Here is a 25133-nt window from a genome sequence, read left to right as displayed (position 1 = left end):
ACCTAACTAAAAAGCCAACCCCAAACTAAAACTAACCCATAAATAATTTTTTAAAATTTACCATTTAACCCACCCTAACCCACCCTTATTATTAAACAAACATTTTTAACAAAACAAGCCTGCAAACAGTAACTTTTTTAGAAAAAACGAAAAAAATCGGACTTTCCCAACCCATACAAGCTAGCCATTTGAAACACTCCAGCTACTCGCCTAGCTACGCACTCCCTACGGTCGGGGGTATTCCCGCCTACGAGCTGTAGCACCACCCCCGCACGGCAACGCTCACCCTTACCAAACGCCACCTGTACGTGCGGCTGATTACCAAACATCAAAGAATACATTGAAAATTTATCACATTTTTATTTTTAAACTAGAATATTTTTGGAAAAAACTTTCCAAAGATAATTTATTTCTATATTTAGAATCATATATATTTTTAAACTCATTTATGTAACTAGTATTAGTTATAATCTTAATAAGATAGTTATATAAAAAGTTTTCATTTTCATTATTTTTATAATATACCATTAATACTAATTCCGCTTTTTGAATATTATCTATATTTTCATTTGATAATATAGAACTCAAAATACTACTTTCATTTTCTATATTTTTTCTATTCTTTAATAATAGATTCAAAAATAATTCTGCATCATTTTTTGTAATAGATAAATTTATTTGTGATAATAATGATACTATTGTATTCTCATTAGAATTCGCTATAATAACATCAAAATATTTTGAAATTTGTGTATATAAATAACAATATGATAATATATAATTTACTAAAATAGTATTATCATTTGATATAAAAATTTTATTTATATATTTATCTAAAATTATGTTATCTGGATCTATAAATAAAAATTGAATAAAATTTGAAATTTTATTAAATGGTTCATTAGTATTTTCTAGAATTTTGATTATTAATTTTAATGTTCTATTTAAATCTAAACCTACTAAGATTGATAAAATAATCCAAATATTTGTATAATAAAACACATTATTTTTAGAATTAATTTCTACATAAAGAAATTTTTCTAATAAATTAAAATCATCTTTTGTTATTTCTGTATTATTGCTTAATCCTTTAATTGCTATATTTCTATTTATTACATCATCAGATAACAAATTGTTTATATCGTCTTTAAATTTTTGTTTATAAAATTTTTTAAATACTTCTTCTGGTAAACTTTTAATATTATTAATCTCTTTTTGTATTTCATTAATTTTTGATATATAAAAAACACCAAATAAAACAGTAAATATACCTAAACAAGTAGAAAATAAAACTATTGATGTATTTAAACTTGATATACTTCTATCATATAATTTATTGATATTTTCTTCTATAGTTTTTGTAATAAAACTTTCTTCAATAAGATTTGCATTAGTATCAGAAATATTTATACTTATTGAAATTGGTTCAATTTTTTCTCTATTAGATATAAAAATATGTGAAACAAAAATAGATATTAAACAAGATATAACTAATAAAATAATAAAATACATTATATTATTTTTCATTTTTATTTAATACCTCACCATAGTTGGTATTTTCTTTTAAAAATTTCTTATTAAGTTTTAGATGTTTAATAACTTTTTTTAAATATTCATTATGCTCATCTCTATATTTACTAAAATCTGTCAAATTAATTTCAGACCAATATATAGGATTTATTATTTTACTAGTTAAATCATATCTAATTTGTGAAATCAATAAAGCAACTAAAGAAATTATATATTGTTGATTTTCTAATTTTCTTATATAACTTACAATCCTAATTGCTTCAATACTACCAAATAAATATATTTTATTCATTTGCATATTAAGTCTTTTTATATTATCCGCTATTTTTTCATGTTTATCAGACATTATATCCAATAAAATTGTATTTAATTCCACAGCTATATTTTCTAATTCTTCAAAAATTATTTTGCTTTGCTTACTACTTTTATCTATTTTTCTAGTTATAATAAAAGTAAATATAGCAGTAGTAAATGTATTAAGTATAACAGGTGCTAAAACAATAGCAAATTCTTTCATTGATTTTCCTTAAATAATATTTTTTTTATTAGCAGTTTAAATTATAAACAAAACCCTTAAATTATCAACCCACTATATATAACCCTATACATGTAAACAAGGGCTAACAGCCCTAGCCACAAACTTAATAATAAAAAAAAGAAGTATAACTCAATACCAGAAATAAAGAGTTATACCTCAATATTGTAAATGCTTTTTGTTTCTCGCCGTAGGCGGGCTTTACCTGTGCCACAAAAGAAATGTTTTTTTGGTTCTTTTTTGACACCAAAAAAGAACAGGGAAAAAAGTTTGCTTTCTTTATTTACAAGAACTACCCCTCAATAATCTTTATTTCCTCATCATTAAGCCCATACAAAGCATACACAATCTTATCAATAGCCTTGTCAACCGCCTGAATACGCGTATTAATCATTTCAATAGTGTTAGGGTTTTTCTCAGAGGCTAATTTTTTGTTTAAGTCAATGATACTGTCGACGAGATTAACTAATTTATTTTCAGTATCCTTGTCAGGCTCTGGAATAGGTATTATCTCAACATATTGATTTGAAAGTCTAAAACCTGTATGACCATATTCATGAACATTATGTTTAATCCAAAAATATACTAAATTACTATTCAAAACCCCCAATATATAATATGCTTTTTCTCTTGAATTTAATCCATTAATAAAAGCCATACTATCAAGTATATATTCACCTTCATTTGAAACTACAAATTTATTTCTATCAGTTATACGTTGCCAAACTATATTAATATTTGTAAAACTAGATAAATAAGCACAATTTCTTAAATTATAAGGAGTTATACCTTTATCTAATCTTTTTTCTAATTGCTTATAATATTTATCCAAATGTTTTTTTATAGCTGGATAATCTTTTATATTAATAGGCGGTATATTTTTTTCTTTTATACCATTATGAGTATTAATTAAATATGAAGTATAACATGAATAATATCTTTTTATATCTCTTCCTCTTAATACAGGTTTAATTAACTCTGCACTTTTAGCATCTTCTTTTATAAGATTATCTTTAGTTTCTTCATCAATAACAAATGCTTCATTAAATCCTGTTAAAACACCTCTGTAAATATGAATGTCCCAATCTTTTAAAGGCTTATGTTTATTTATTTTTTCAAAAATACTATTCTCAAGATTATTCATTATAAGCCATTCTTTATCATGATTGGCAATAACTTTGTCATCTCCAAATTGTATATTTTCAAGTTCTGACAAATCATCATAAAATTTTAAAGCCTTAAACTCTCTAGGTTCATTAATTTTTATTTCACCGTCATTTTTTGAATATATTATTATACTAGTATCTACCGTAGCTCCTTGAAATCTTCCTGCCCCCAAATCTATAACGCCATTAACATTTGCATTTTTATAAAAATAATTTCTTGTAATAGCTCCATAATTAGCCTGCATCCACTTATTAGAAGTTATCATTCCCACAACACCGCCAACCTTGAGTACATCTAAACTTTTTTCAAAAAATAATTGATAAATATCGCCTGTTAAAACATAATTTTTATAATTAGCTTCTTTGTAGCCTTCTTTAAGTTCCTTTTCCATACCTTGAATTTGAACATAACTACGAGCTGTAGCACCTTCCCGCACGGCAACGCAACCCCTTACGGATAGTACAATGTACGTGCGGCTGATTACCCAACATCAAACAAAATTAAATTTCTTTATACCATATTCTGTTAAATCTTCATCTGTAACAAAAACAACACTATGTCTAGCTCTAGTAATAGCAACATATAATTTTGATTTATTATCCGAATATTCTACAATATCATTATCTTTTAAAATATCCATCAACCCAGATGTAAGAAAAATTATAACCCTATCATATTCTAATCCTTTAACAGCTCCAAAATTCATTATAGGATATTTTGTATTAACTAAACTATTGGCAGATTTTTTACTATATCTTAGTTGTACAATGTTGTTTGGATACATTTCTAAATATTTGTTAACTTCTTTTTCATTAATAAAATAAATTCCTTCATGACTATCTGAATATTGAGAATGAGAAGATACTTTTCCAAATTCTTTATATAGTTTAGAAGCAAAATCACATATTTCTCTATTATTTCTGTAAGATATATTAAATGTGGTATTATCTATATCACAATTCAATAATCCTTTATTTTTTATAATATATTCATATATATTTATACTATAATTTTTATTAGAATTATTTTTTTTAGTAGAATTTTTTAGAGCATTGTTGGTTTGATATATTCGTTGCCTTAAATCACCAACTAAATATACATTTATAGAACTATTAAATAATAATCTTATAATTTCCAAATCATATCCTGATATATCTTGAACTTCATCTATAAAAATAATATCAAAAATATTTTCTAATCTATTAATAACTTTATTATCAGAAATATAATTGCAGTTAAAAACAAATTCCGCTAGACTTTCAGAATATATTTTATTAGTTTTAGAAAAATAATATTCTGATTTACTTCTATCAATTTTACTATTATGTTTATGTTGATCAAATATTAGTCCTTTAACATCATTAATATTTTTAGTTAAACATGTAATATAAGGCTTAACACCATGCTTAATTAAAAATGAAAACCAAGTTTGAACTTTTATATTTTTAGGTATAGTACCATTTATTTCAAGAATCTTTTTTTTTATACTTCTTTCGTTATTATCTGTATATGTTGTAATTAATATATTATGATTTTTTAATTTTAATGCTTCATTTATTATATAAGTAGTCTTTCCACAACCTGCTGCAGCAAGAAATAACTTATTCACACTCATTTACAGCCTCTTTTATATACTCTGGATATTCTATTGCATCGTGGTATTCAAATATTCTTAAAGCACATTCTACTTTATTATTTAACATATAATTTAATAATGAAATATTATTTTTACAATTTGTTTTAAAAATTTTATTAAATAAATCTATATTGTTATATTTTAATAAATTTGGTTCTAGTGTATTAATATTATTAATATTATTTTTATTATTAATATTATTTTTATTATTTTTATTATTTTTATTATCAGATATTTTTATATCTAAATCATCAAAAGTATTTTCTTTTTTTTCGTAACATATTTTTATATTATTATTATTTTTATATTCTTTATATTTATTCTCTAATTGTTGTACATTTCCATCATTATCAGTAACTACTATAACTTTATTATTTAATTTTTCTGCTAATTCTAAATATCTTAAAAAAGATGTTCCAACAGATATTACATCTATCTCATCTTCTATAGGTAGTTTTCCATATTTATCTTTATATGCTCTTTGAAAAATTAATTCATCACTAGCACCTTCTACTAACACTGTTTTCTTTGACAATACTAATCTCAATGTATCATATCCAGAAACTTTTTCAAAAAAATTAAATGTCTTTTCTTTTAAATCAGTGAAATGAATACTGTTTTCATAATTTATCATTATTATATTTTTTAATAACATTTTATTTGCTACAAAACTACTATGTGTAGTTATAATAATCTGTTTATTTTTATTAGACACATTACTTATATTATATTTAATCTTGTCTAATAAACTATTTAATTTAGAATGTGATAAATGACTCTCTGGTTCTTCTAATAAAATTAAGCTAGCATCTTGTGCTTTATTATCTAATAATGCTAAATTAGTTTTTATATAACATTGTTCTCCTTTACCTATATATTGAAATGGTATATCATCAATATATGTAAGAAGTGTATTTTGCCAATCATTATGTAATAAATCTACTGACAATTTTAATTCTTTCTCAGAAATATTATATTTATCTTGAAATATTCTATCATTTATATTTTTTATATTTTTATCATTAGAAAATGTATATTTCATTTCTCTATGGGCATTAAGAATTTGTATTTTTTCTTCATTACTTATAGATTTTTCTATTATATATGATAAATAAATATCAGAGCCATTCTTTGATTTATTAATAGATGAATCTATTAAAACGGATTTAATTGGAATTTTTTTACGAGTTAAATGATCTCTAGCAAAAGATTTAGTTTCTATTTTATAAAATTCTATAGGTAATACCTCTAATTCATTGTTATTGCAACTATATGAATCACAAAACTCTTTATATTCTTCCTGATAGTCTTCATTAAATAATATTTTAAACTGTATACCACATTCATCAACTGATTTCATATTATTGTTTCCACGCATTTCTTTAAATTCATTATCTTCATCTTTTCCAACTTCAAAATATAATTCTATAATAATTTCTGGTAACTCCTTATAATTAGAACTTTTATTAGAATAATAGTTTTTTACAGCTTTCTTATTAAATATATATGGATTGATTTCATTTTTTAAATATTTTCCATCTAAAACACCTGTTAAAGCCAAATATATAGCCTCTAACAAAGTTGATTTTCCAGCTTCATTATTACCTACTATTATATTTATATCTTCATTTAAATTTAATTCAAAATCCTCAAAACATTTAAAATTTTGAATTTTCACTGTTTTAATATGCATATATTTTCCTTAAAATTAATAACTAATTATAATTCTTATTTATAAAAATTACACAATTTATAGTTCCTTTTATTCGCCCTCAATAATCTTTCTTTCTTCCTCTGATATATTATAAATAGAATAAACAGTTTTATCAATAAAGGAATCAATATCTGCAATATCATTTTTAATGCGATTGATACTGTCAGGATTTTTTTCATTTATAAGCCTTTGATTACATTCTATCATCTCGTTAACATGATTAATTAACTTGTTTTTTAAACTTTCATTGTCAGTATTGCAAATTGGAATATTTAAGAGAGGCTCTTTGTCAATTTGATAATTAGACCCTTGCATTTTTCCCTTGTTCCTTAACCAAAAAGCTATTAACTTTGAATTCAAAATACCCGTTAAATATTTCAAATCAATATCCTCTGGCTTTATAACATAAAATGTAGCAGAAACATAAGAATCAAAATCAACATAACTAAAAATAGGTTTATCAACACATTTTCTAACAGATATTATTTTTTCACCTACAAAAAAATTCTCTTTTCTAGCTCTATGCAAACCATAAGGTGCATTGTCTGAAGTAATAACACTTTTAAATTTATCAAGATGTTTTTTTATATTAGGATATTTTTTTATTTTATTTATATCTTTAAAAGTCGAATCTGTATATATTACCCATTCTTTATTATTACTGTCTGCATAATATCTTTTTATTTGTTCTGTAGTATATACAGGTTTTATTAATTCTAATTCTTCTTTAGATAAATTTAATGCATTTTTTTCTTCATCACTTATAACAAAAATTCCATCTCCAACCTTAAAATCTCCACCTAATATAGACCTGTTTTTTTCATTCAAATAATCTTGTGGATATACTATACCCTGAGCTGTATTTTCTGATGTTAAAAAATAATTTCCCATTTCTTTTATTTTTGATAATACTTTATCTTTACTACTATCAATAAATGTTATTAAATTATTTAACATTTTATCTTTTGATATTATGGTTTTTATATGACTTATATCGTTTGACGGTTCATTTTCAAATAAAAATTTTTCTATATCTATAACATCTATATTTTTATTTAAAATTTTACAATAATCAATTTCATAATCTTTATTAATTTTTTCTTTATTTAATATAAATACCATTGTTTGAATACCAGCTTCAAGAAAAACTCTAAAATCTCCAAAGTCTACATATTTTAAAATTTTTGAATCTGTTAAAACTTTATTTCTTAATATAGACGCCCCTGCATTTGTAATCCAATTATTAGGAGCGATAAATCCTAGTTTTCCATTTTCTTTTAAAATATCCAAACCAAAACAAACAAAGAAATACCATAAATCCATTTTACCTTGATAATATTTAGATAAATTTCCTTTTTTTACATTCTCAAAACTTTCTCTGTCTGTATACTCTTTTACATAAGGCGGATTTCCAATAATTATATCAAATCCTCCTTTTTTAATTACACTTGAAAATTCTTTATCCCAACTAAAGCATTTTATTTTATATTGCGTATCTTCATCAGATGAAAATAAACGCTCTCCCTCACTATTAAAATTACTGTTTATTAAAGAATTTCCAGATTTTATATTATCCTCCAATGACGGTAAAGCTCGCTCATTAAATAAATCCTGATTGTTCTGTATTGACGCAGGACTCTCCCCCTCCAAACACTTCATAAGAAGCGATAATTTCGTTACCTCTACCGCATTGCTGTCTATGTCCACCCCAAATATATTGTTGCGTAATATCTGCTTCTTTATCCAAATTGTCAAATCCCCATTCTCTTTTATCACATCTTCTTTCGACCCCTTAAACTTCGCCCTGTCCTTTATCTTATTATAATATTCAATATGATAATTAAGTAAATATTTATACGCCCCAAGCAAAAAACTTCCGCTGCCGCAGGCAGGATCCAATATTTTTATATTCGCAATCTCTTCTGGCTTCTTACCCCTTATAGCCTCACCAACCGTGTTCTCCACTATATAATCAACTATATACTCAGGCGTATAATATACCCCTCCAGCCTTACGCACCTCTGGTTTTAATTCTATCTTCGCACTATGATTCCTCCCTATAGTGATAGTCTTACCCAAAAACTGCTCATAAGCATTCCCCATTATCTCAACCGATATCACAGAAAACTCATAAGGACTCAAAGGATAATAAAGCTCATTAATAATCTCCTTTATCACCTTATTGTCAATCTCTATATTACCGCTTATACTGTCTTTGGCAAAATCAAAAAGCCCCGAATTATATTTACCGTCAGCCCTTTTAAAAATCCCCAAAAGATTATTATAAAAATTGTCATTCTTACTCTCGCATGTCCTTTTCAAATCCCCATACTCTTCAATGCCTCTGTCCTCAGCCGCCCTCAAAAATATAATCCTGTCAATAATCTGCTGAACCGCATAATTCAAATCCCTTACAGACAAATCTTTGTTTAATTTAGATATATTAGAAGCAAGTTTAGTACGCAAATTATCAAGCGTGCTTAAAAAATCAATATCAACGCTTTCAGTACCTTTTTTGTTTGAACTCCCCGCAATATATTTCTCAAGCGAACCCTGCTCAATACTCTCTTTATTAAGTATCTCATAAAGAAAATCAAACCTTTTTAAATAATCCTCAAAATGAATATACTCAATCCTAGCAGTAGAAGCCTTATCATTTATGCTAGGCTTTCTAGTGCAGTCATAAATAGCAAGCTCCTCAAAATCAGTAAGAAAACTAATCCCCAGCTTGGCACTCCAACCATACCTCCTAAGCTGAAAAGCAGGCAAACTGTCCTCTTTAAGATTAACCCCGGGCTTTTTCGCCTCCACAAAGAAAACCCTATTTCCGCCAATACGAAAAGCATAATCAGGAGCCTTTGTCTCTTTACCCACTTTGAGCTTATCCTCATGAATAACATCTCTATAAGTCTGAGACTTACCCGCCCTGTTAGCCACATCCCAACCGAACGCCTCAAAAAACGGATCCAAAAAATCCCTTCTAGTCTCCGTTTCATTATAATTTTTATTAGTGTATTGAGAATAATTAGATTTAAATTTTTTAATTAGAGAAAGTATTTTTTCGTATGACTGATTTTTAAAATCAGAGTTGACATAATTACCAGAATAGTTTAAAGTGCTGTGCTGTGCTGTGCTGTGCTGTGCTGTGCTGTGCTGTGCTGTGCTGTGCTGTGCTGTGCTGTGCTTATCCATAAAATAAAATCCCCCCAAATTATATTTTTACATACAATACACCCAAACCGCACATTTTGCAACTACTCGCCTAGCTACGCAGTATTAGCCTATACCCTTACTTCATTTCGGGTACCCTTCGTGTGGGCATTCCGCACGGTAACGCAAACCATTACGGATAGTAAAATGTACGCGACCAAAGGAAGTACCTGACGAAGTCCGCCTGTGGCGAGGGTATGCGGCTGACTACTCGCCGTAGGGGCATTCCGCACGGTATCGCTTACAATTACAGACAGTCAACTATACATGCGGCTAAATATCCAACCATTACCATAAAAGAATTTTTTTTTAAATTTACATTATAACCCACCCTAACCGGCCCTTATTATTAAACAAACATTTTTAACAAAATAAGCCAGAAAACGAGAATTTTTTTTTAAGACAAAGAAAAAAAGTTGACTTTCCACACCTAGCCAACCTCTCCCACCACTCGCCTAGCTACGCACTCACTGCGGTCGGGGGCATTCCCGCACGGCAACGCTCACCCTTACAGACAGACCTCTGTACGCGACCGAAGGAAGTACCTGACGAAGTCCACTGTGGCGAAGGTATGCAGCTGATTACCCAACATCAAAAAAGAAAATAACTAAAAAAATAAACCAAACACAAAAACCAACCCAAAAATAATTTTTTTTAAATTTTCCATATATCCCACCCAAACCCGCCCTTATTATTAAACAAACATTTTTAACAAAATAAGCCTGCAAACAATAACTTTTTTAGAAAAAAATCGGACTTTCCCAACTACTCGCCTAGCTACGCACTCCCTACGGTCGGGGGCTTCCCGCAGTATTCGCCATACGGGCTTCCCGCACGGTATCGCTTTCCCTTACCAAACGCCCCCTGTACGTGCGGCTGATTACACAACATCAAACAATGAAATAATAATTTATTTATTAATATGAATACATAACATAAACATGAAATTATTTTCTTAACTTAACAAAATTAATTTTATGCTTCTCATCATCATCTGGCTTTAACTTATTTTCTGGTAAATTTAGTATTGTTTCAATATCTTCTCTGTACATAGAAATACCATTATTTTTAAATTCATCTAACAATTCTTGTTTGGTAAAAACATCATTATCTAATAAAATATCAATAGCATCATTCAATAAAGAAGGTTCAGAAGTTGTTAGAATATCATCAAGTGGTTCTTCTTTTAATATATTTTTGTAATTCATTTTCCTAAATAAATTCTGAAATTGATATTGAGTTATAATTTCTAATGTCCTAGCCCTATATATCATTGCGGACATTGATACATTCCACTTCTTTTTTAATTCTTTATAATAATCTAAGTTATTTGGATATAATAGAACATCTTTTCTAAATTCATCAGCTGGTAATAAAAAAGATGAGGCAAATTCATTTGCACGCTTTTCCTTATTTTTAAATTCTTCTCTGCTTATATTTTCTATATCTTCATTCCATTCATCCAATAATATATGTCCCAATTCATGAGCTATATCAAAATGAATTCTCGTAGCTGAACTTGTGTGTTTATTAATAGCTATAAAATATAATTTTTTGGAACTTAATTTAATTAAAGTACTAAAAGCATCTATATTAGGTGTATCTGTAATATATTTTGTAACTATAATACCATTTTTTTCTATAATACGTATTATATTTTTAATAGGCTTATTTCCTAACCCCCATTTACTCCTTAAATCGTATGATATAGTTTCTACATCATCAGTAGTAATATCATCTAATATATTTAATTCAGGAAATTCTACATATTCAGATAATATAGAATAATATATAGAAAGATATTGCATTTTTGCAATTTGAGCGTTCCTCTCTCTTTTATTAGTACTTAATAATGACCTAAAATATGTTGTTTTTACTTCTAAATTATTTTTATATTCATTTTGAAAAAAATAATCAATTGGAAAACGTAGAATTTCAGAAATTTTTAATACATTTTCTAAAGATAAATTTATATTTTCATTTTCATATTTAGAAAAAGCTTGTCTAGTAATACCTATATATTTTGCTATATCCTCTGAAGTATAACCTCTATATAATCTTGCATTTTTTAATTTATTATAATCTATAATATTATTCATTTTCTATATCTCTTTTCTCTTTTTCTTTTTGAGTTAAATTATTTTTATTTCTTTTTCTATTTATAGATTTCTTAGTTAATTTAATAACGGCATTATTATTATTATTATTAGTAGTAGTAGTAGTAAAATTAGTAGTGGTATAATAGGGTAATTTAATATTTTCTAATTCTAACCAGTTTTCTTTTTTATACAAAAATAAATTTTTATCTAATATAATGTTACTTAATACTTTTAACTGATCTTTGTAAAGATAATATGATATTATAGAATATCTATCAATATAATCCATTATATTTTTATCAACATACATAAATATTTTAGATATTATTTTATCATATATATCTTCATTTTCGTCATAACAATTAACATCAAATTGAAATTCTTTTTGTAATGATATATCTGAGTTAAAGCTATTTACAAGTGCTTTAGAATATTTAGGAAGTTTATTTATACTTCTGTAATTATGAATTGAATATAATAATCTAGTATCTTTATCTAAAAATAAGAAAAGTTCTCTTGAAGATTGCTTAGTTTGCAAATAATAAATATTTAAAGAATTATGTAATATTTTATCTTTAATATTTCTTGAAACTAATTCAAATTTCAAATCAGCAGAACTATTATTAAATGGCAAATCTAAATTAGCTATAGCTTCATTATAATCATTATTTAAAACATCTAAAAAAGATTCTAAAACAATTTGTTTAAATGTCATAATTATCTCCTTTAGCTATTATAATACAATATTTACAAATAAAAAGCAACTAAAAATATATAATAAAAATAAAAAAGCAATTAAACACCTATAATATTTATATAAAAGAATATTATTTCTAAAGTATTGTATTTATATATTAGTCTTTTTCTATAATTTTTCTTTCTTCATTTGATAAGTTATAAAGTTTATAAAAAATTTCATCTATTTCTGTTTCAAGTTTAGAAATATCTTTATTTTGTTTTTTTAACTCAATTATATCAAGAACTAATTTATAAACTCTATCTATCATTTTATCATCAGCTTTTACTATAGGTAATTTTTTTATATCATCAATTAAAAGTTTTGGAAAAATTCCTTTTGATGCTTTAGGTGATGAATTAAAATGATAAAATGTCATTAATTTAGAGTTTAGTAACCCTAATAAAAATAATAAATGTTTTGGATTATTCTTATTTTCTACAATAATAATCAAACTTGGGTCATTATACATTTCTTCATCTGTGTATGCTGCATATATTTTTGGATTTGTAATCTCTCTTATTAGTATTCTTTTAGAGTTGAAGAAAAAAGGTTTACGAGGATTAGCAACCTCATTACAATAATTAAAATATTCTTTTCCATTCCATTTAACAGAATACGGAGTAACATCTTCACCATATAACCATTTTTTATAATCATCATTTATTTTTTTATAGGAATGAAACTTTCTACTTTTTATAGTTTCTTCAGACTGCCCTCTGTATTTATCATAAGCAATAAGACCTTGAGAAATTAATTCTTTATAATAAAATTCTAATTCCATTGTATTATTTGAAACTATTTTTTGTACAATATTCAAATTCTCTTTAGGTTTCAAATATATTAAGCTCCAATTTCTAATGAAAGCATATAACATTTTTATATCTAATAATTGTAATTTTTGTTTTAATAATGTATTAACATCATTTATATTTTGAGAAGGTATATATTCTATTTTATCATGTTCTTTCAACGACATAGTTATAATTACATTTCTCACAATTGCATGCTCAAATAAATCAAAATTAGAGCAATCAATTAGTCCTACTATATTTTTATCATCTAATAATTTTTTTCTAAAAGATTCGGCAAATACATTAAACATAATAGAATTAGGTATTATATAACTTATAATACCATCTTCAGATACTATTTTTTTAGCTAATATCATAAACCAATATTGAATTTGTATATCAGGAACTTTTCCATGACAACTTTCATATATTGTTCTTAAATCTTTACTAATTTTAACCCCATAAGGCGGATTGCCTATCACCAAATCAAATTTATCTACGCCAAACATCAAACCGCTGTCAAAAAAATCATAGCTTTTTAGCATGTCAAACGGATTATAATTTTCTAATTTCGCATTATGATTAGAATACTCTTTGATAAGCCTTAAAATCTCCTTTCTTATCTCTTTTTTGTTCTCATAACTCGCATTAAAATACTCCCGCATATTTTTGATAAGCTCATTCTTATCCCAAGTAAGAGAAATCAAACTCGCTTCTTTATCATCAAGCTCTATCAAACTATTAGCAGATATTATCTTAAACTCCAAATTAGGAAGTATCTCCAAATCAATAAACCTCTCATCGCTTTTTATATCCGTATAATAACTGCTCTTTAATAATTCTATCCATAACCTCAAACGGCATATATTTACAGAGTTCGGATTTATATCAACCCCGTAAAGCTGATTACTTATAATATGCTCCTTAGCTTCAAATAATGTTTTTTCTATCTCCTGCTTTCTCTCTGTAATATTATCATTTTCTATATTATACTTAAAATGCGTACCATCTATATAATTTATAACAAGCTCATCTTCCGATATATTAATATCTATATTATCATGCAAAACCCTAAACTCGCTCTTTATCCTTATAAGCTCATTCAAACAAGCAACCAAAAAGTGTCCGCTTCCGCAAGCAGGATCTATTATCTTTATAGAATTCAAAATATCTTTTATATTATCCCTATAAATATGTATATTAGCCCTCACATAATTTTTTACTTCTTCTATATTATTAAAATGCGTATCCTTAAAATATTTATTAAACTTCTCAATAATAATTTTTTCTATGCCGTATCTAGCCATATACATAGTGATAGCAGGCGGAGTAAAATGCGAGCCGTCCTTATAACCGTTAAGCCTTTCAAATACAAGTCCCAAAACTGAAGATTTTATTATTGTATTTTTATCTACATTCTTAGCATCAGCATTAAATACATAGCAATTCAAAAATCTAAGTATATACTCCAAAAATGTTAATTGACTGCTGTTAAAATCCCTATCATTATAAAGTATACTCCCAGACATTACTTTCATTTTTGAATCATTATTCAATTTTGTTATAGAAAAAATCAGCTCATCTTTCCCCTCTTCAAATAATGAACTGTTAAGATAAGGTATATAATTATAATCATTATTAGATGATCTCATATTTTTAGGCTTAGCAAGCACATTAAAAAATAATGTATACAAATAATTATAATCTTTAATTTTAAAAGGATTTAATATATCCAAATGCTTATCATTCCTAAAAGTTCTAAGCTGTGCCTCAAGTATCTTTAAAAATAATATTCTATTAACCCATATAATATTAAGTTTCAAAGCCTCATCAAATATATCATTTTCATTTGCTTTATCACTGCTATTTCTAATTATCTCCATAGTAAGCCTTATTAAACTATTATCAGTATTAGATAAACGTAATTTTCTCTCCTTGTCTTCTTCAAGCCCCATCATATAAATTATTTCTTTATAAAATGTATTCGATATAGAATTAATATCATTTCCAAGTTTAACAGAACAAATATTATAAGAATTAAAAAACCTATATATAAGAACCTCATCATCATTAAATAAATCTATCTTATACCCAATAACTTCAAGATTAATATTCTCTAAAAACCCGCCGCAAATCTTATAAAAAGTTTCATTTTTTACTTTACTATTTTCATTAAAATAATTCACTATCTGATTATCATTAATAAGTTTTTCAAAATCATATTTAGAAAATAAATACACTTTTTCAAAATTAGTAATAATAATATTATCAATATTAAAATCTTTATTATCTTTATTTTTTCTGCTTTTATAATAATAAAGTATAGTCTGATAAAATGCTTTATTATTATAATTATTATCATCAATCATCTCTAATGTATTATTATAATTTTTAGTTTCTATAATGGTTTTAATATTATCATCAAACTTTATAACCAAATCTATTTTACCTTTTGTATTGCTGTCATACCCAAAGGCATTAACTAAAAATTTATTCAATATACCCTTACAATGTTCTTCTGTTTCGCCTTTATTTTTAGCATTATTTATTTCATTTCTATACCATTTAATATCTCTTTTAAAATAATCTAATTTATCATTATCAATTTCATAGTTTAATAAATTTCTTAATTTTAATAATTCTTTTGCATTTTTAGTAACAGACTTCATAAATAATACTCCAATAGTAATGATATTATTATACAGTAAAACAAAATAAAAACAAACAAAAAAGGACAGCCATTAAACATAGCCGCCCTTTTAATATTGAAAAATTATATTATTTTTTATTTAACCGCTTCAGCACATCTAGCACATAACTCTTTATGCTCGCTGTCTTCGCCTACACTCTCATAATGTCCCCAGCAGCGAACACATTTTTCATGGCTTGCTTTCTCTGTCTTAACAAATGAAACGCCGCCATCTATAAATGTATCGTCCTTACTGTCAGAAATTGTTACTTTACTTACAATGAATACTTCGTTTAAATATTTTTGGTATTTTGTAAGCAAGTCTTTTGAAGATGATTCTTTGGTGCATATTGTTATATAAGCCTCTAAAGATTTACCTATAGTGTTGTTATCTCTAGCTCTTTCAAGCGATAATAATACATCATCTCGTACTTTAAGAAGTGAAGCCCATTCTTGTTCTAATTCTAAATCAATCAAACTATCATCAGCTTTAGGATATAATTCCAAATGTACAGAAGAAGCATTTTCTCCTTTGTAGTATCCCCAAACCTCATCAGTTGTGAAAGGAAGTACTGGAGCTATAAGTTTTACTAATACATCTAATATTTCAGTAAGTACAGTCTGAGCACTTCTTCTTGAAATAGAATCTTTTCTGTCACAGTATAATCTGTCTTTTATAATGTCAAAGTAAGTAGCAGAAAGTTCAACTACACAGTAATTGATAAGTCTTTGATAGAATAAATGAAACTCATAACCCTCACAGGCTTTATCAGCAACTTTTATAAAGCTATGAAGTCTTGATAATGCATATCTGTCTACAGGAAGCAAATCTTTAACTTCTACTTTATCTTTAGACAAATCAAAATCAGAAATATTTCCAAGCAAATATCTGAAAGTGTTTCTTATTTTTCTGTAGTTATCGGCAATAGCTTTCATCATGTTATCACCAACACGTGCATTGTGAGTGAAGTCTTCACTTATACACCAAAGCCTTAATATATCAGCACCGTATTTGTCAATAACTTCTAAAGGTGAAACAACATTACCAGCACTTTTATGCATAGCTCTGCCTTGTTCATCTAAAGTCCAGCCATGTGTAACAAGCTCTTTGTATGGCGGAATTCCTCTTATAGCCATAGAAGGCCAAATTGCAGCTTGGAACCAACCTCTGTATTGATCGCCTCCCTCCAAATATATATCAACAGGGAAAACTCCGTCCAAATCTTTATTAGTTTTCTGTGCCGCAAAAGATGATACTCCAGAATCAAACCAAACATCCAAAATATCCTCTTCTTTACCAAAATCAGAAGAACCGCATTCGCATTTAGTGCCTTCAGGAAGTAAGTCTTTAGGCTCTAATTCAAACCATACATCCATTCCTTTAGTTTTTACTATTTCAGCAAAATGTTTAGTAGACTCTGCAGTAAGTAAAGTTTTTCCACAGTTTTTACAGTAGAATGCAGGTATAGGAACACCCCAAGAACGCTGTCTTGATAAACACCAATCCGGACGATTTTCAAGCATCTTTCTCATTCTGTCATGTCCCCAAGTAGGATACCATTTAATATTGTCTAAAGATTTAACAGTTCTTTCGTCTATATTGTCATGTTTCATATCCATAAACCACTGAGAAGTAGCTCTGAATATCAAAGGATTTTTACATCTCCAGCAAATAGGATAACTATGTGTAACTTTCTCTTTATAGAATAATGAGCCGTTATTTTCAAGTATTTCAATTACTTTAGGGTTAGCGTCTCTTACTTTCATGCCCTGCATTTCTGGAAACTCGCTTGTATATCTGCCAGCTTTATCTACAGGACAATATATATCAAGTCCATAATTAACTCCTGTCTGATAGTCTTCCATACCATGACCTGGAGCAGTGTGAACAACACCAGTACCAGCAGTAGCCTCAACATAGTCAGCAAATACAACAGCAGACTTTCTATCCTTTATAAAAGGATGTGCTATTTCAAGTTTTTCAATCTCTTCTATAGATACTGGAATCATATCTCTGCCTTCTGCTTTCATGTCTTTTTTGCCAAGAACAGTATCAACTAGGCTTTTAGTCATTATTGCATATCTTCCGTCTATTTCAACAGCCACATAATCTAAATCTCTATTGAAAGCACAAGCCATATTTGAAGGAAGTGTCCAAGGAGTAGTAGTCCATATCATAACATCAACATTGCCGTCTAATTTATCATTGATTTTATTTAATACTGGAAATCTCACATAAACACTTGTAGAAGTATGATTATCGTCATATTCTATTTCAGCAGCAGCCAATGCAGTTTCACAGTCCATACACCAGTGAATGGTTCTAAGTCCTTTATATATATATCCTTTCTCTACAAGTTTAGCAAATACTTCAACTATTTCAGATTCATATTCAGGCGACATAGTGAGGTAAGGATTTTCCCAATCACCCATAACGCCAAGTCTTTTAAACTCTTTTCTTTGAATATCAATATATTTCTGAGCATAAGCACGGCATTTTTTTCTCATTATAAATTTAGAAGTTTCTTTATATTTATCTCCCAAACTTTCCTGCACCTTTAATTCTATAGGCATACCATGACAGTCCCAGCCAGGAACATAAGGCGAATCAAAACCTTTAGCAGATTTATACCTTACAATAATATCTTTAATAATTTTATTCAATGATGTTCCAATATGAATGTCGCCATTCGCATAAGGCGGTCCATCATGTAAAATACATTTAGGAGCACCTTTTCTTAATTCTCTAAGCTGTTGGTAAAGTTTTTCTTCGTCCCATTTTTTTATTATTTTGGGCTCTTTTTCCTTCAAACCTGCTTTCATAGGAAAAGCGGTTTTAGGCAGATTGATAGTAGAACTATAGTCCATCTTAATTTTTGCTCCATTAATTAGATTTTCTTAAATAAAATTTTTATTATTTTATAAAGATATTCAATTTTATACTATAAGCAGGAATTTTACAAGTTTTTATCTGCATAAAAATAATTTAAGTTTTTAAATTTAATTAATTAAACATATATGCAAGTCTGAAATCCCATATCATAAATATAAGAATAGTATAGATAAATCTTCTTGATACTTCTTTGTTTTCATCACTTTTAAACTCAATATTTATTTTTACTTTATCTTTATAATCAGCTTCACCATTAATTTGACCCTTTATTATAAAAGTATCTCCATTATCAAGACTTAAATTATATTCTTTGATTGTTCTGTACTCTGTATATGAAGACATCATTCCATATCTCATTCCAAATGCTTTAAAAGTACCATAAGCAATTTCAATATTCTGAAGTTTATTTATTTCATTTTCCAAATTATTTTTATCAAGTTTTATTATGCTTAATTGATTTATAGGCTGCGATAATTCATAATCTTCTAATTGCTTTTTCCATTTTGTAATGGTTTCTTCTTTCATTTCAATAGGGCTTGCTAAACTTATAAAGGTATTATCATCAATTTTTACTTCTTCATCATCTGAGTTGGTATAACTTCCGTCTCCTGAATATCTGAATGTTGTTATAAAATTATTATTTATATCATATAAATTCCATATAAGTGATAAGTCAAATTTATTCATTATTGGATTATCTATAAAAACTTCTTTGAAAAAATTACAATCGTATTTATCACCTGCAATAAGTAATTTATTTAATATATACGAGAATTTTTTTATCATATTATAAACTTCTTCTCTTATATGTTTTATTTCTTCTTTTTTATTATTATATAAATTTCTTGGAATTGATTTTAATATTTTATTCATCTTTATATCGAATATACTTACAGAATAATCATTGTTTAATATTAATTTATAATTTTCATCAATAATTTTTTCGCTGTTTTTGTCAAAGCCAATATTTGAATTATATTTCAATTCTAAATTGTAAAAAGGAATTTTTTTATCTTTAGCAATTTCTATTAAAATATCTAAAGCATTATTTTTCGTTGCCATTTTTTTAGCATTATTATATATATTAAATAGTATTTTAATTGTGTATTCATTTTCTTTATTTAAAGATAGTATCTTAAAAAATAATTTTGATTCTCCGTCTTTTTTGTATATTTCTTCTAATGATCCTCCATATAATCCGTAAATTAATTGTGCTGTTTCTTTACCTGTTTCTTTATAAATATCATAAGCAAAGCTCAAAAAACTTTCTTTCTCAATTAAATCTATAATAGAATCAATTTCAATAATACGATAAATATATTTCTTTAATTCTAAATATTTTAAGTATATGTATTTTATTACTTTTATATTAACTTCTCTTGATTTATCCTTTATTAATACATTAGCTTTTTTTATAAAGTCAACTTTCTTTTCATCTTTTTTATTTAAATTATTTTCAGCATAATTTTCTACTTCTTCTATACTTTTGAAAGTTATACAATCTGCTAAATCTTTTAATTCATCATAATAAATATTTTCTAATCTTTTTTTGAAAGATATTATTTTTTTATTTTTGCTTTCAGATGATATTTTATAAATTTCTTTTAAATTATCTTTTATAATATCTTTGCCGAAATTATTATCATCTAATACATGTAAATATAAAGTCCATTTCAAATTTTTAAAATTTTTAAAGTTATTACAGAATTGAAAAATATTCTCCATAGAATTAACTTGACTAATATCCCAATTTTCTAAAGAACAGTATTGATTAAAATTATAAGTGCCGCCAAACATATAACTCATATTTTTTACTTTATTAACATTCCATTTATCAAGGGGCTGATTAAACTTTGAAGCAAGATAAAACATGTATGATGTATCTTTCACATTTGATATATCCCAATCATTTAAAGGCTGATTAAACTCTAAAGCTTGTACAAACATACAATACATATTTTCAACATTAGATACATTCCAACTATTAAGCGGCTGATTAAATTTGCTGCATCCTCTAAACATATAACTCATATCTTTAACACTCTCAACATTCCAAGATGAAATATCCTGATTAAAGCTAAAAGCATCATTAAACATATAATTCATAATTTTAACTTTATGAACATTCCAATTATTAAGCGGCTGATTGAATTTAGCTGCATCCCTAAACATATAGCCCATATTTTCAACATTAGATACATTCCAATTATTTATATTATGATTAAAATTTGATGCAAAAGAAAACATAGAGTTCATACTTATAACATTAGAAGTATCCCAAGTTTCTATTCCAGAAAAATCCTTTCTTTTACTTCCAGAAAATAATCCGCTCATATCCGTAATAAGGCTTGTATCTATATCGCCTAAATAAATATTTTCATCTTGTATTATTGTATATAATTCTTTTAATATCTCTGGTTTGTATTTATGCATATATTTATCCATAATTTTATTACTATAGTATAATATATTTGTTTTAGAATTTTTATCAAATAAATATACATTCAAATTTTAAAAACACATTAACGCACGGATAATAAAATTTTATAAATTATTAAAATTTTTATTAAAAATTAGTTTATATTGTTAGTTTTATTTTTCGTGCGGTAAGTCATACAATAAATTTAAAAAAATCTAGGGTGGGTATTATAATAACGGCATAAAATGAAAAAGAAAAGTAATACAGAAATAACAAATAATATAAAAAGCATAAAGGGTGGGCAATTTTAATTAAATTTTAAAACTTTTATTACATTCCCCGCCCTTTAATATTTCATTTTATTTTGAAATTCCAATCTAAATTTATTTTGTAATTAAATTAGAAAATAAAGCACCCGCCCAAGTCTCTATTATATTTATAGATTTTCAAACGCTTCAAAGCCTTGTTATTGGAAGGAGATAATTTTTCTAAAATAGTACGAAACAATACTAATATCGAAACGCTTCAATTCCTTGTATTTGAGGGGAGAATATGTTTATAAAAATTAGTACGAAATAGTATTAAAGTTATAATCTCTTTTACAAGTCAAATGTAGCATAGAATTATAAAAAATCAAATATTATACTTGTAATTTATTTAAAATAATATATAGTATAATAAATTTATATTTAAATTTAAATCCGTATTTAAATTTAATAATACATTTAAAATATTTAAATTAAACAAGATATAAATTTCTATTTGTAGATATTTATATATAAAAACTAATTAAAAGGAGTTTTACTATGAATAAAAAAATTTCAGCAATCTTTCTAAGCCTATTTTTAGTAGGAGTGTTATCAGTAAGCTGCTCCAACAAGGACACAACAGGAGCTGGTTCTGCAATCAGCAAAACTATAAACATAAAATATGCTGGTATATGGGAATATAATAGTACTGGTGATAATGTAGAAATAGATATGAACGGTAATATATACGAATATAAAAATTCATCACGCGGAGCAAAAGGTGAAATCATAGAAGCTAATGATCCTAATTACAAAATAAGAATTTATGATGATGAGGTTACAATAACATTTTTATCAGATGCAAAGAGTGCAGATGTAACTACTAAGAATGGAAAAGTTACATATACTAAAACTTCAAAAGACATAGAAGATTATAACGGTAATAAATATGTATCAGCAAATATGGGAGGTAATTATTTGTGGATATCTATAGAAAATGGTCTGGTTGCTATGACTCCTAATACAGATGCTAATAACCCACCTACTTTTTATGGATATATGTCTGGAATGGCTGGTTATGGTACAGATTATAATTTTTGGTCTGACGATCGTTCTACAGAAGGTACTTTAAAATTCTCAACTGATGGAAATTCTGTAACAGTTACACTTACAAGAAATGATCCTGCACCTGAAGCTGTAGGACAAAATTTTGTATGTAATATAAAAAATAATTAAAAGGAGATTTTACTATGAGTAAAAAAATTTCAACAATCTTTCTAAGCCTATTTTTAGTAGGAATCTTGTCAGTAAGCTGTTCTAATAAGGACACAACAGACCCAAAAGGCATAGAACAATATAATGGTAATATTTATGTATCAACTCAAAGTTTTGACCTATCTAAAATTGATTTGTTTGGTAAAGGTTATGAAAATGCATATATGTGGGTATCAATACAAGATAGTCAAATTGGTATATTTCCAAGTAAAGATAATAATACAGAACCTGTATATCAAGGATATTTTCCTGTAACAGGTTCAGGCACTGATTATAGTTTTTCTGTAAACAATGGAGGAGTTGTGGGTACTTTACAATTTTCCTCTGATGGTTCTTCTGTAACAGTAAACTTTACAAAAAATACAGTAATGCCTAGTATTGAAAATACAGATATAGTTTGCAATAAAAAATAATAATCAATCATATTTTCATTTAAACGGCTTTGCCTGTATTTTCAGGTAAAGCCTTTTATTTTTATACAATTTTTTATTTTATACAAAAATAAAATTCTTAAAAATTATGACAGTTTTTGCCGCAAATATAATATATAATTAAAACATAAGAAAAACTAAAGGAGGATTTTTATGGCTCAAAACTTTTACTGCGAATACTGCGGTGCTAAATATTCTTCAATAGCTTCACTTACTAGCGGTTATTGTCTCAAACACCCTAATGGTCCTAACAAGGGTAAGCATAAACTTTATGAAGGCGGTGAAAAGTCTGAATATTTTTGTAAGTATTGCGGAGCTAAAAACAAATCTTTACAGTCATTAGTAAATGGTTATTGCCTCAAACATCCTAATGGACCTAACAAAGGAAAGCATGCACCTGCTTTATAATTTATAAATTAATAAAAATTAAAAATCAATCATAAAACAGCATTAAAAGGCTTTGCTTGTATTTTAGGGTGAAGTATTTATCTAAATTAGTGTGAAACAGTATTAAATATTCCATACTCAATAAACTTTTATACGCGAAAATATAGCATAAAATTGTAAAAAAATTAAATATTATAGTTGCTATTTGTTTAATATAATATATAGTGTAATAAATTTAATAGTGTAATAAATTTAATTTAGTATTATATTTAAATTAAATAGGATATAAATATCTTTAATGATATTTATAATTAAATGGAGCTTTACTATGAGTAAAAAAATTTCAGCAATCTTTCTAAGTCTATTTGTACTAGGTATCTTATCAATAAGCTGTTCTAATAAGGATACAACAGGAGCTGGTTCTTCAATCAGCAAAACTATAAACATGGAATATGCTGGTATATGGGGATCTAGTAGTAAGAGTTATAGTGTAGAAATAGATATTAACGGTAATATATACGAATATAAAAATTCGTCACGCGGAGCAAAAGCTGAAATCATAGAAGCTAATGATCCTAATTACAAAATAAAAATTTATGGCAGAGAGTTTACAATAACATTTTCAGATGTAAATAATGCAACTGTAAATATTGATGGACAAAATGTTACATATACTAAATCAACAGGAATAGCAGAGTATAACGATAATACTTATGTATCTATAGAAACTTTTTATTACGATAACGACAAAGTATATTTATGGGTATCAGTTAAAGATGGTAAAGTTGCCATAAATCATGATGCTGGCAATGAAACAGCTCCTAAACTTACTCATTTTACTGTAGCAGGTTATGGTACAGATCATAGTTTTTCTATAGTATTTGATTTAGTAGTAGGTACTCTTAAGTTTGCCCCTGACGGCTCTTCTGTAACAGTTAGATTTACAAAACAGCTTATTTCATATCAATCAATGTTAAATATAGACATAGTTTGCAATAAAAAATAATAATCAATCATATTTTTAGTTAAAGGCTTTGCTTGTATTTTCAGGTGAAGCCTTTTATTTTTGTATGGCTTTTTATATTTATACAAAAAATAAAATTTTTTCAAATTATGACAGTTTTTGCCGCAAACATATTCTATAATTAAAACATAACAAAATTAAATGAGGATTTTTATGGCTCAAAACTTTTACTGCGAATACTGCGGTGCTAAATATTCTTCAATAGCTTCACTTACTAGCGGTTATTGCCTCAAACATCCTAATGGACCTAACAAAGGAAAGCATGCACCTGCTTTATAATTTATTTTAATTAATACAAAACTCAAAATATATCATAAAAATATCTCACACAAAATAAAGGCAGATA

16 protein-coding genes are annotated in these 25133 nt (G+C 26.5%); 5 read left to right on the top strand and 11 right to left on the bottom strand.

What is annotated here, in order from left to right:
- Positions 1 to 351: 351 nt before the first annotated feature.
- From BHAMNSH16_RS11065 to BHAMNSH16_RS11015, 11 genes are all read right to left on the bottom strand, one after another.
- Positions 352 to 1527: a hypothetical protein gene (locus tag BHAMNSH16_RS11065; RefSeq protein WP_069732206.1), complete on the bottom strand. Its 1176-nt coding sequence runs from the start codon at positions 1525 to 1527 to the stop codon at positions 352 to 354.
- Complete coding sequence (locus tag BHAMNSH16_RS11060) at positions 1517 to 2047, bottom strand: hypothetical protein (protein ID WP_069732207.1); 531 nt, start codon at positions 2045 to 2047, stop codon at positions 1517 to 1519. The genes BHAMNSH16_RS11065 and BHAMNSH16_RS11060 overlap by 11 nt, the downstream gene beginning before the upstream one ends.
- 310 nt (positions 2048 to 2357) lie before the next feature.
- Entirely contained in the window at positions 2358 to 3668 is a 1311-nt protein-coding gene (locus tag BHAMNSH16_RS11055) for an Eco57I restriction-modification methylase domain-containing protein (RefSeq protein WP_008729260.1), read from the bottom strand.
- Between the two features lie 54 nt (positions 3669 to 3722).
- Positions 3723 to 4847 carry a UvrD-helicase domain-containing protein gene (locus BHAMNSH16_RS11050; RefSeq protein ID WP_069732209.1) on the bottom strand — a complete coding sequence of 375 codons (1125 nt, stop codon included), beginning with the start codon at positions 4845 to 4847 and terminating at the stop codon, positions 3723 to 3725.
- Entirely contained in the window at positions 4834 to 6561 is a 1728-nt protein-coding gene (locus BHAMNSH16_RS11045) for an ATP-dependent nuclease (protein WP_069732210.1), read from the bottom strand. The genes BHAMNSH16_RS11050 and BHAMNSH16_RS11045 overlap by 14 nt, the downstream gene beginning before the upstream one ends.
- Before the next feature lie 69 nt (positions 6562 to 6630).
- Positions 6631 to 9774 carry an Eco57I restriction-modification methylase domain-containing protein gene (locus tag BHAMNSH16_RS11040; RefSeq protein WP_241033608.1) on the bottom strand — a complete coding sequence of 1048 codons (3144 nt, stop codon included), beginning with the start codon at positions 9772 to 9774 and terminating at the stop codon, positions 6631 to 6633.
- A gap of 965 nt (positions 9775 to 10739) precedes the next feature.
- On the bottom strand, positions 10740 to 11891 hold the full coding sequence (locus BHAMNSH16_RS11035) for an XRE family transcriptional regulator (RefSeq protein WP_069731680.1): 1152 nt from the start codon (positions 11889 to 11891) through the stop codon (positions 10740 to 10742).
- A complete protein-coding gene (locus BHAMNSH16_RS11030) occupies positions 11884 to 12606 on the bottom strand; it encodes a DUF5986 family protein (RefSeq protein ID WP_069731681.1) in 723 nt (240 codons plus the stop codon). The genes BHAMNSH16_RS11035 and BHAMNSH16_RS11030 overlap by 8 nt, the downstream gene beginning before the upstream one ends.
- A 139-nt stretch (positions 12607 to 12745) precedes the next feature.
- A complete protein-coding gene (locus BHAMNSH16_RS11025) occupies positions 12746 to 16090 on the bottom strand; it encodes a type IIG restriction enzyme/methyltransferase (RefSeq protein WP_069731682.1) in 3345 nt (1114 codons plus the stop codon).
- A gap of 116 nt (positions 16091 to 16206) precedes the next feature.
- Positions 16207 to 18978, bottom strand: coding sequence for an isoleucine--tRNA ligase (ileS, locus tag BHAMNSH16_RS11020; RefSeq protein ID WP_008727898.1), 2772 nt, complete (start codon positions 18976 to 18978; stop codon positions 16207 to 16209).
- A gap of 136 nt (positions 18979 to 19114) precedes the next feature.
- Positions 19115 to 21436, bottom strand: coding sequence for a BspA family leucine-rich repeat surface protein (locus BHAMNSH16_RS11015; protein WP_069731689.1), 2322 nt, complete (start codon positions 21434 to 21436; stop codon positions 19115 to 19117).
- A 792-nt stretch (positions 21437 to 22228) separates the two neighbouring features.
- On the opposite strand from BHAMNSH16_RS11015, the gene BHAMNSH16_RS11010 reads away from it, so the two are divergent.
- The 5 genes from BHAMNSH16_RS11010 (at position 22229) to BHAMNSH16_RS14740 (ending at position 25066) form a co-directional block, all read left to right on the top strand.
- Positions 22229 to 22906, top strand: coding sequence for a hypothetical protein (locus tag BHAMNSH16_RS11010; RefSeq protein ID WP_008730918.1), 678 nt, complete (start codon positions 22229 to 22231; stop codon positions 22904 to 22906).
- 14 nt (positions 22907 to 22920) lie between these two features.
- The gene (locus BHAMNSH16_RS11005; protein WP_008730919.1) at positions 22921 to 23358 is read left to right on the top strand and encodes a hypothetical protein; all 438 of its coding nucleotides are present in this window, start codon (positions 22921 to 22923) and stop codon (positions 23356 to 23358) included.
- A gap of 171 nt (positions 23359 to 23529) precedes the next feature.
- Positions 23530 to 23784 carry a hypothetical protein gene (locus BHAMNSH16_RS11000; protein ID WP_008722815.1) on the top strand — a complete coding sequence of 85 codons (255 nt, stop codon included), beginning with the start codon at positions 23530 to 23532 and terminating at the stop codon, positions 23782 to 23784.
- Between the two features lie 307 nt (positions 23785 to 24091).
- Positions 24092 to 24769, top strand: coding sequence for a hypothetical protein (locus BHAMNSH16_RS10995; protein ID WP_039954849.1), 678 nt, complete (start codon positions 24092 to 24094; stop codon positions 24767 to 24769).
- Positions 24770 to 24940: 171 nt separating this feature from the next.
- Entirely contained in the window at positions 24941 to 25066 is a 126-nt protein-coding gene (locus tag BHAMNSH16_RS14740; RefSeq protein ID WP_008730922.1) for a hypothetical protein, read from the top strand.
- Positions 25067 to 25133: the final 67 nt, after the last annotated feature.

The organism is Brachyspira hampsonii (genome assembly GCF_002214805.1).
GTDB classification, from domain to species: Bacteria; Spirochaetota; Brachyspiria; order Brachyspirales; family Brachyspiraceae; genus Brachyspira; species Brachyspira hampsonii.
The sequence above is the reverse complement of the archived record's forward strand: the minus strand, read 5'-3'. Positions and strand labels throughout refer to the sequence as shown.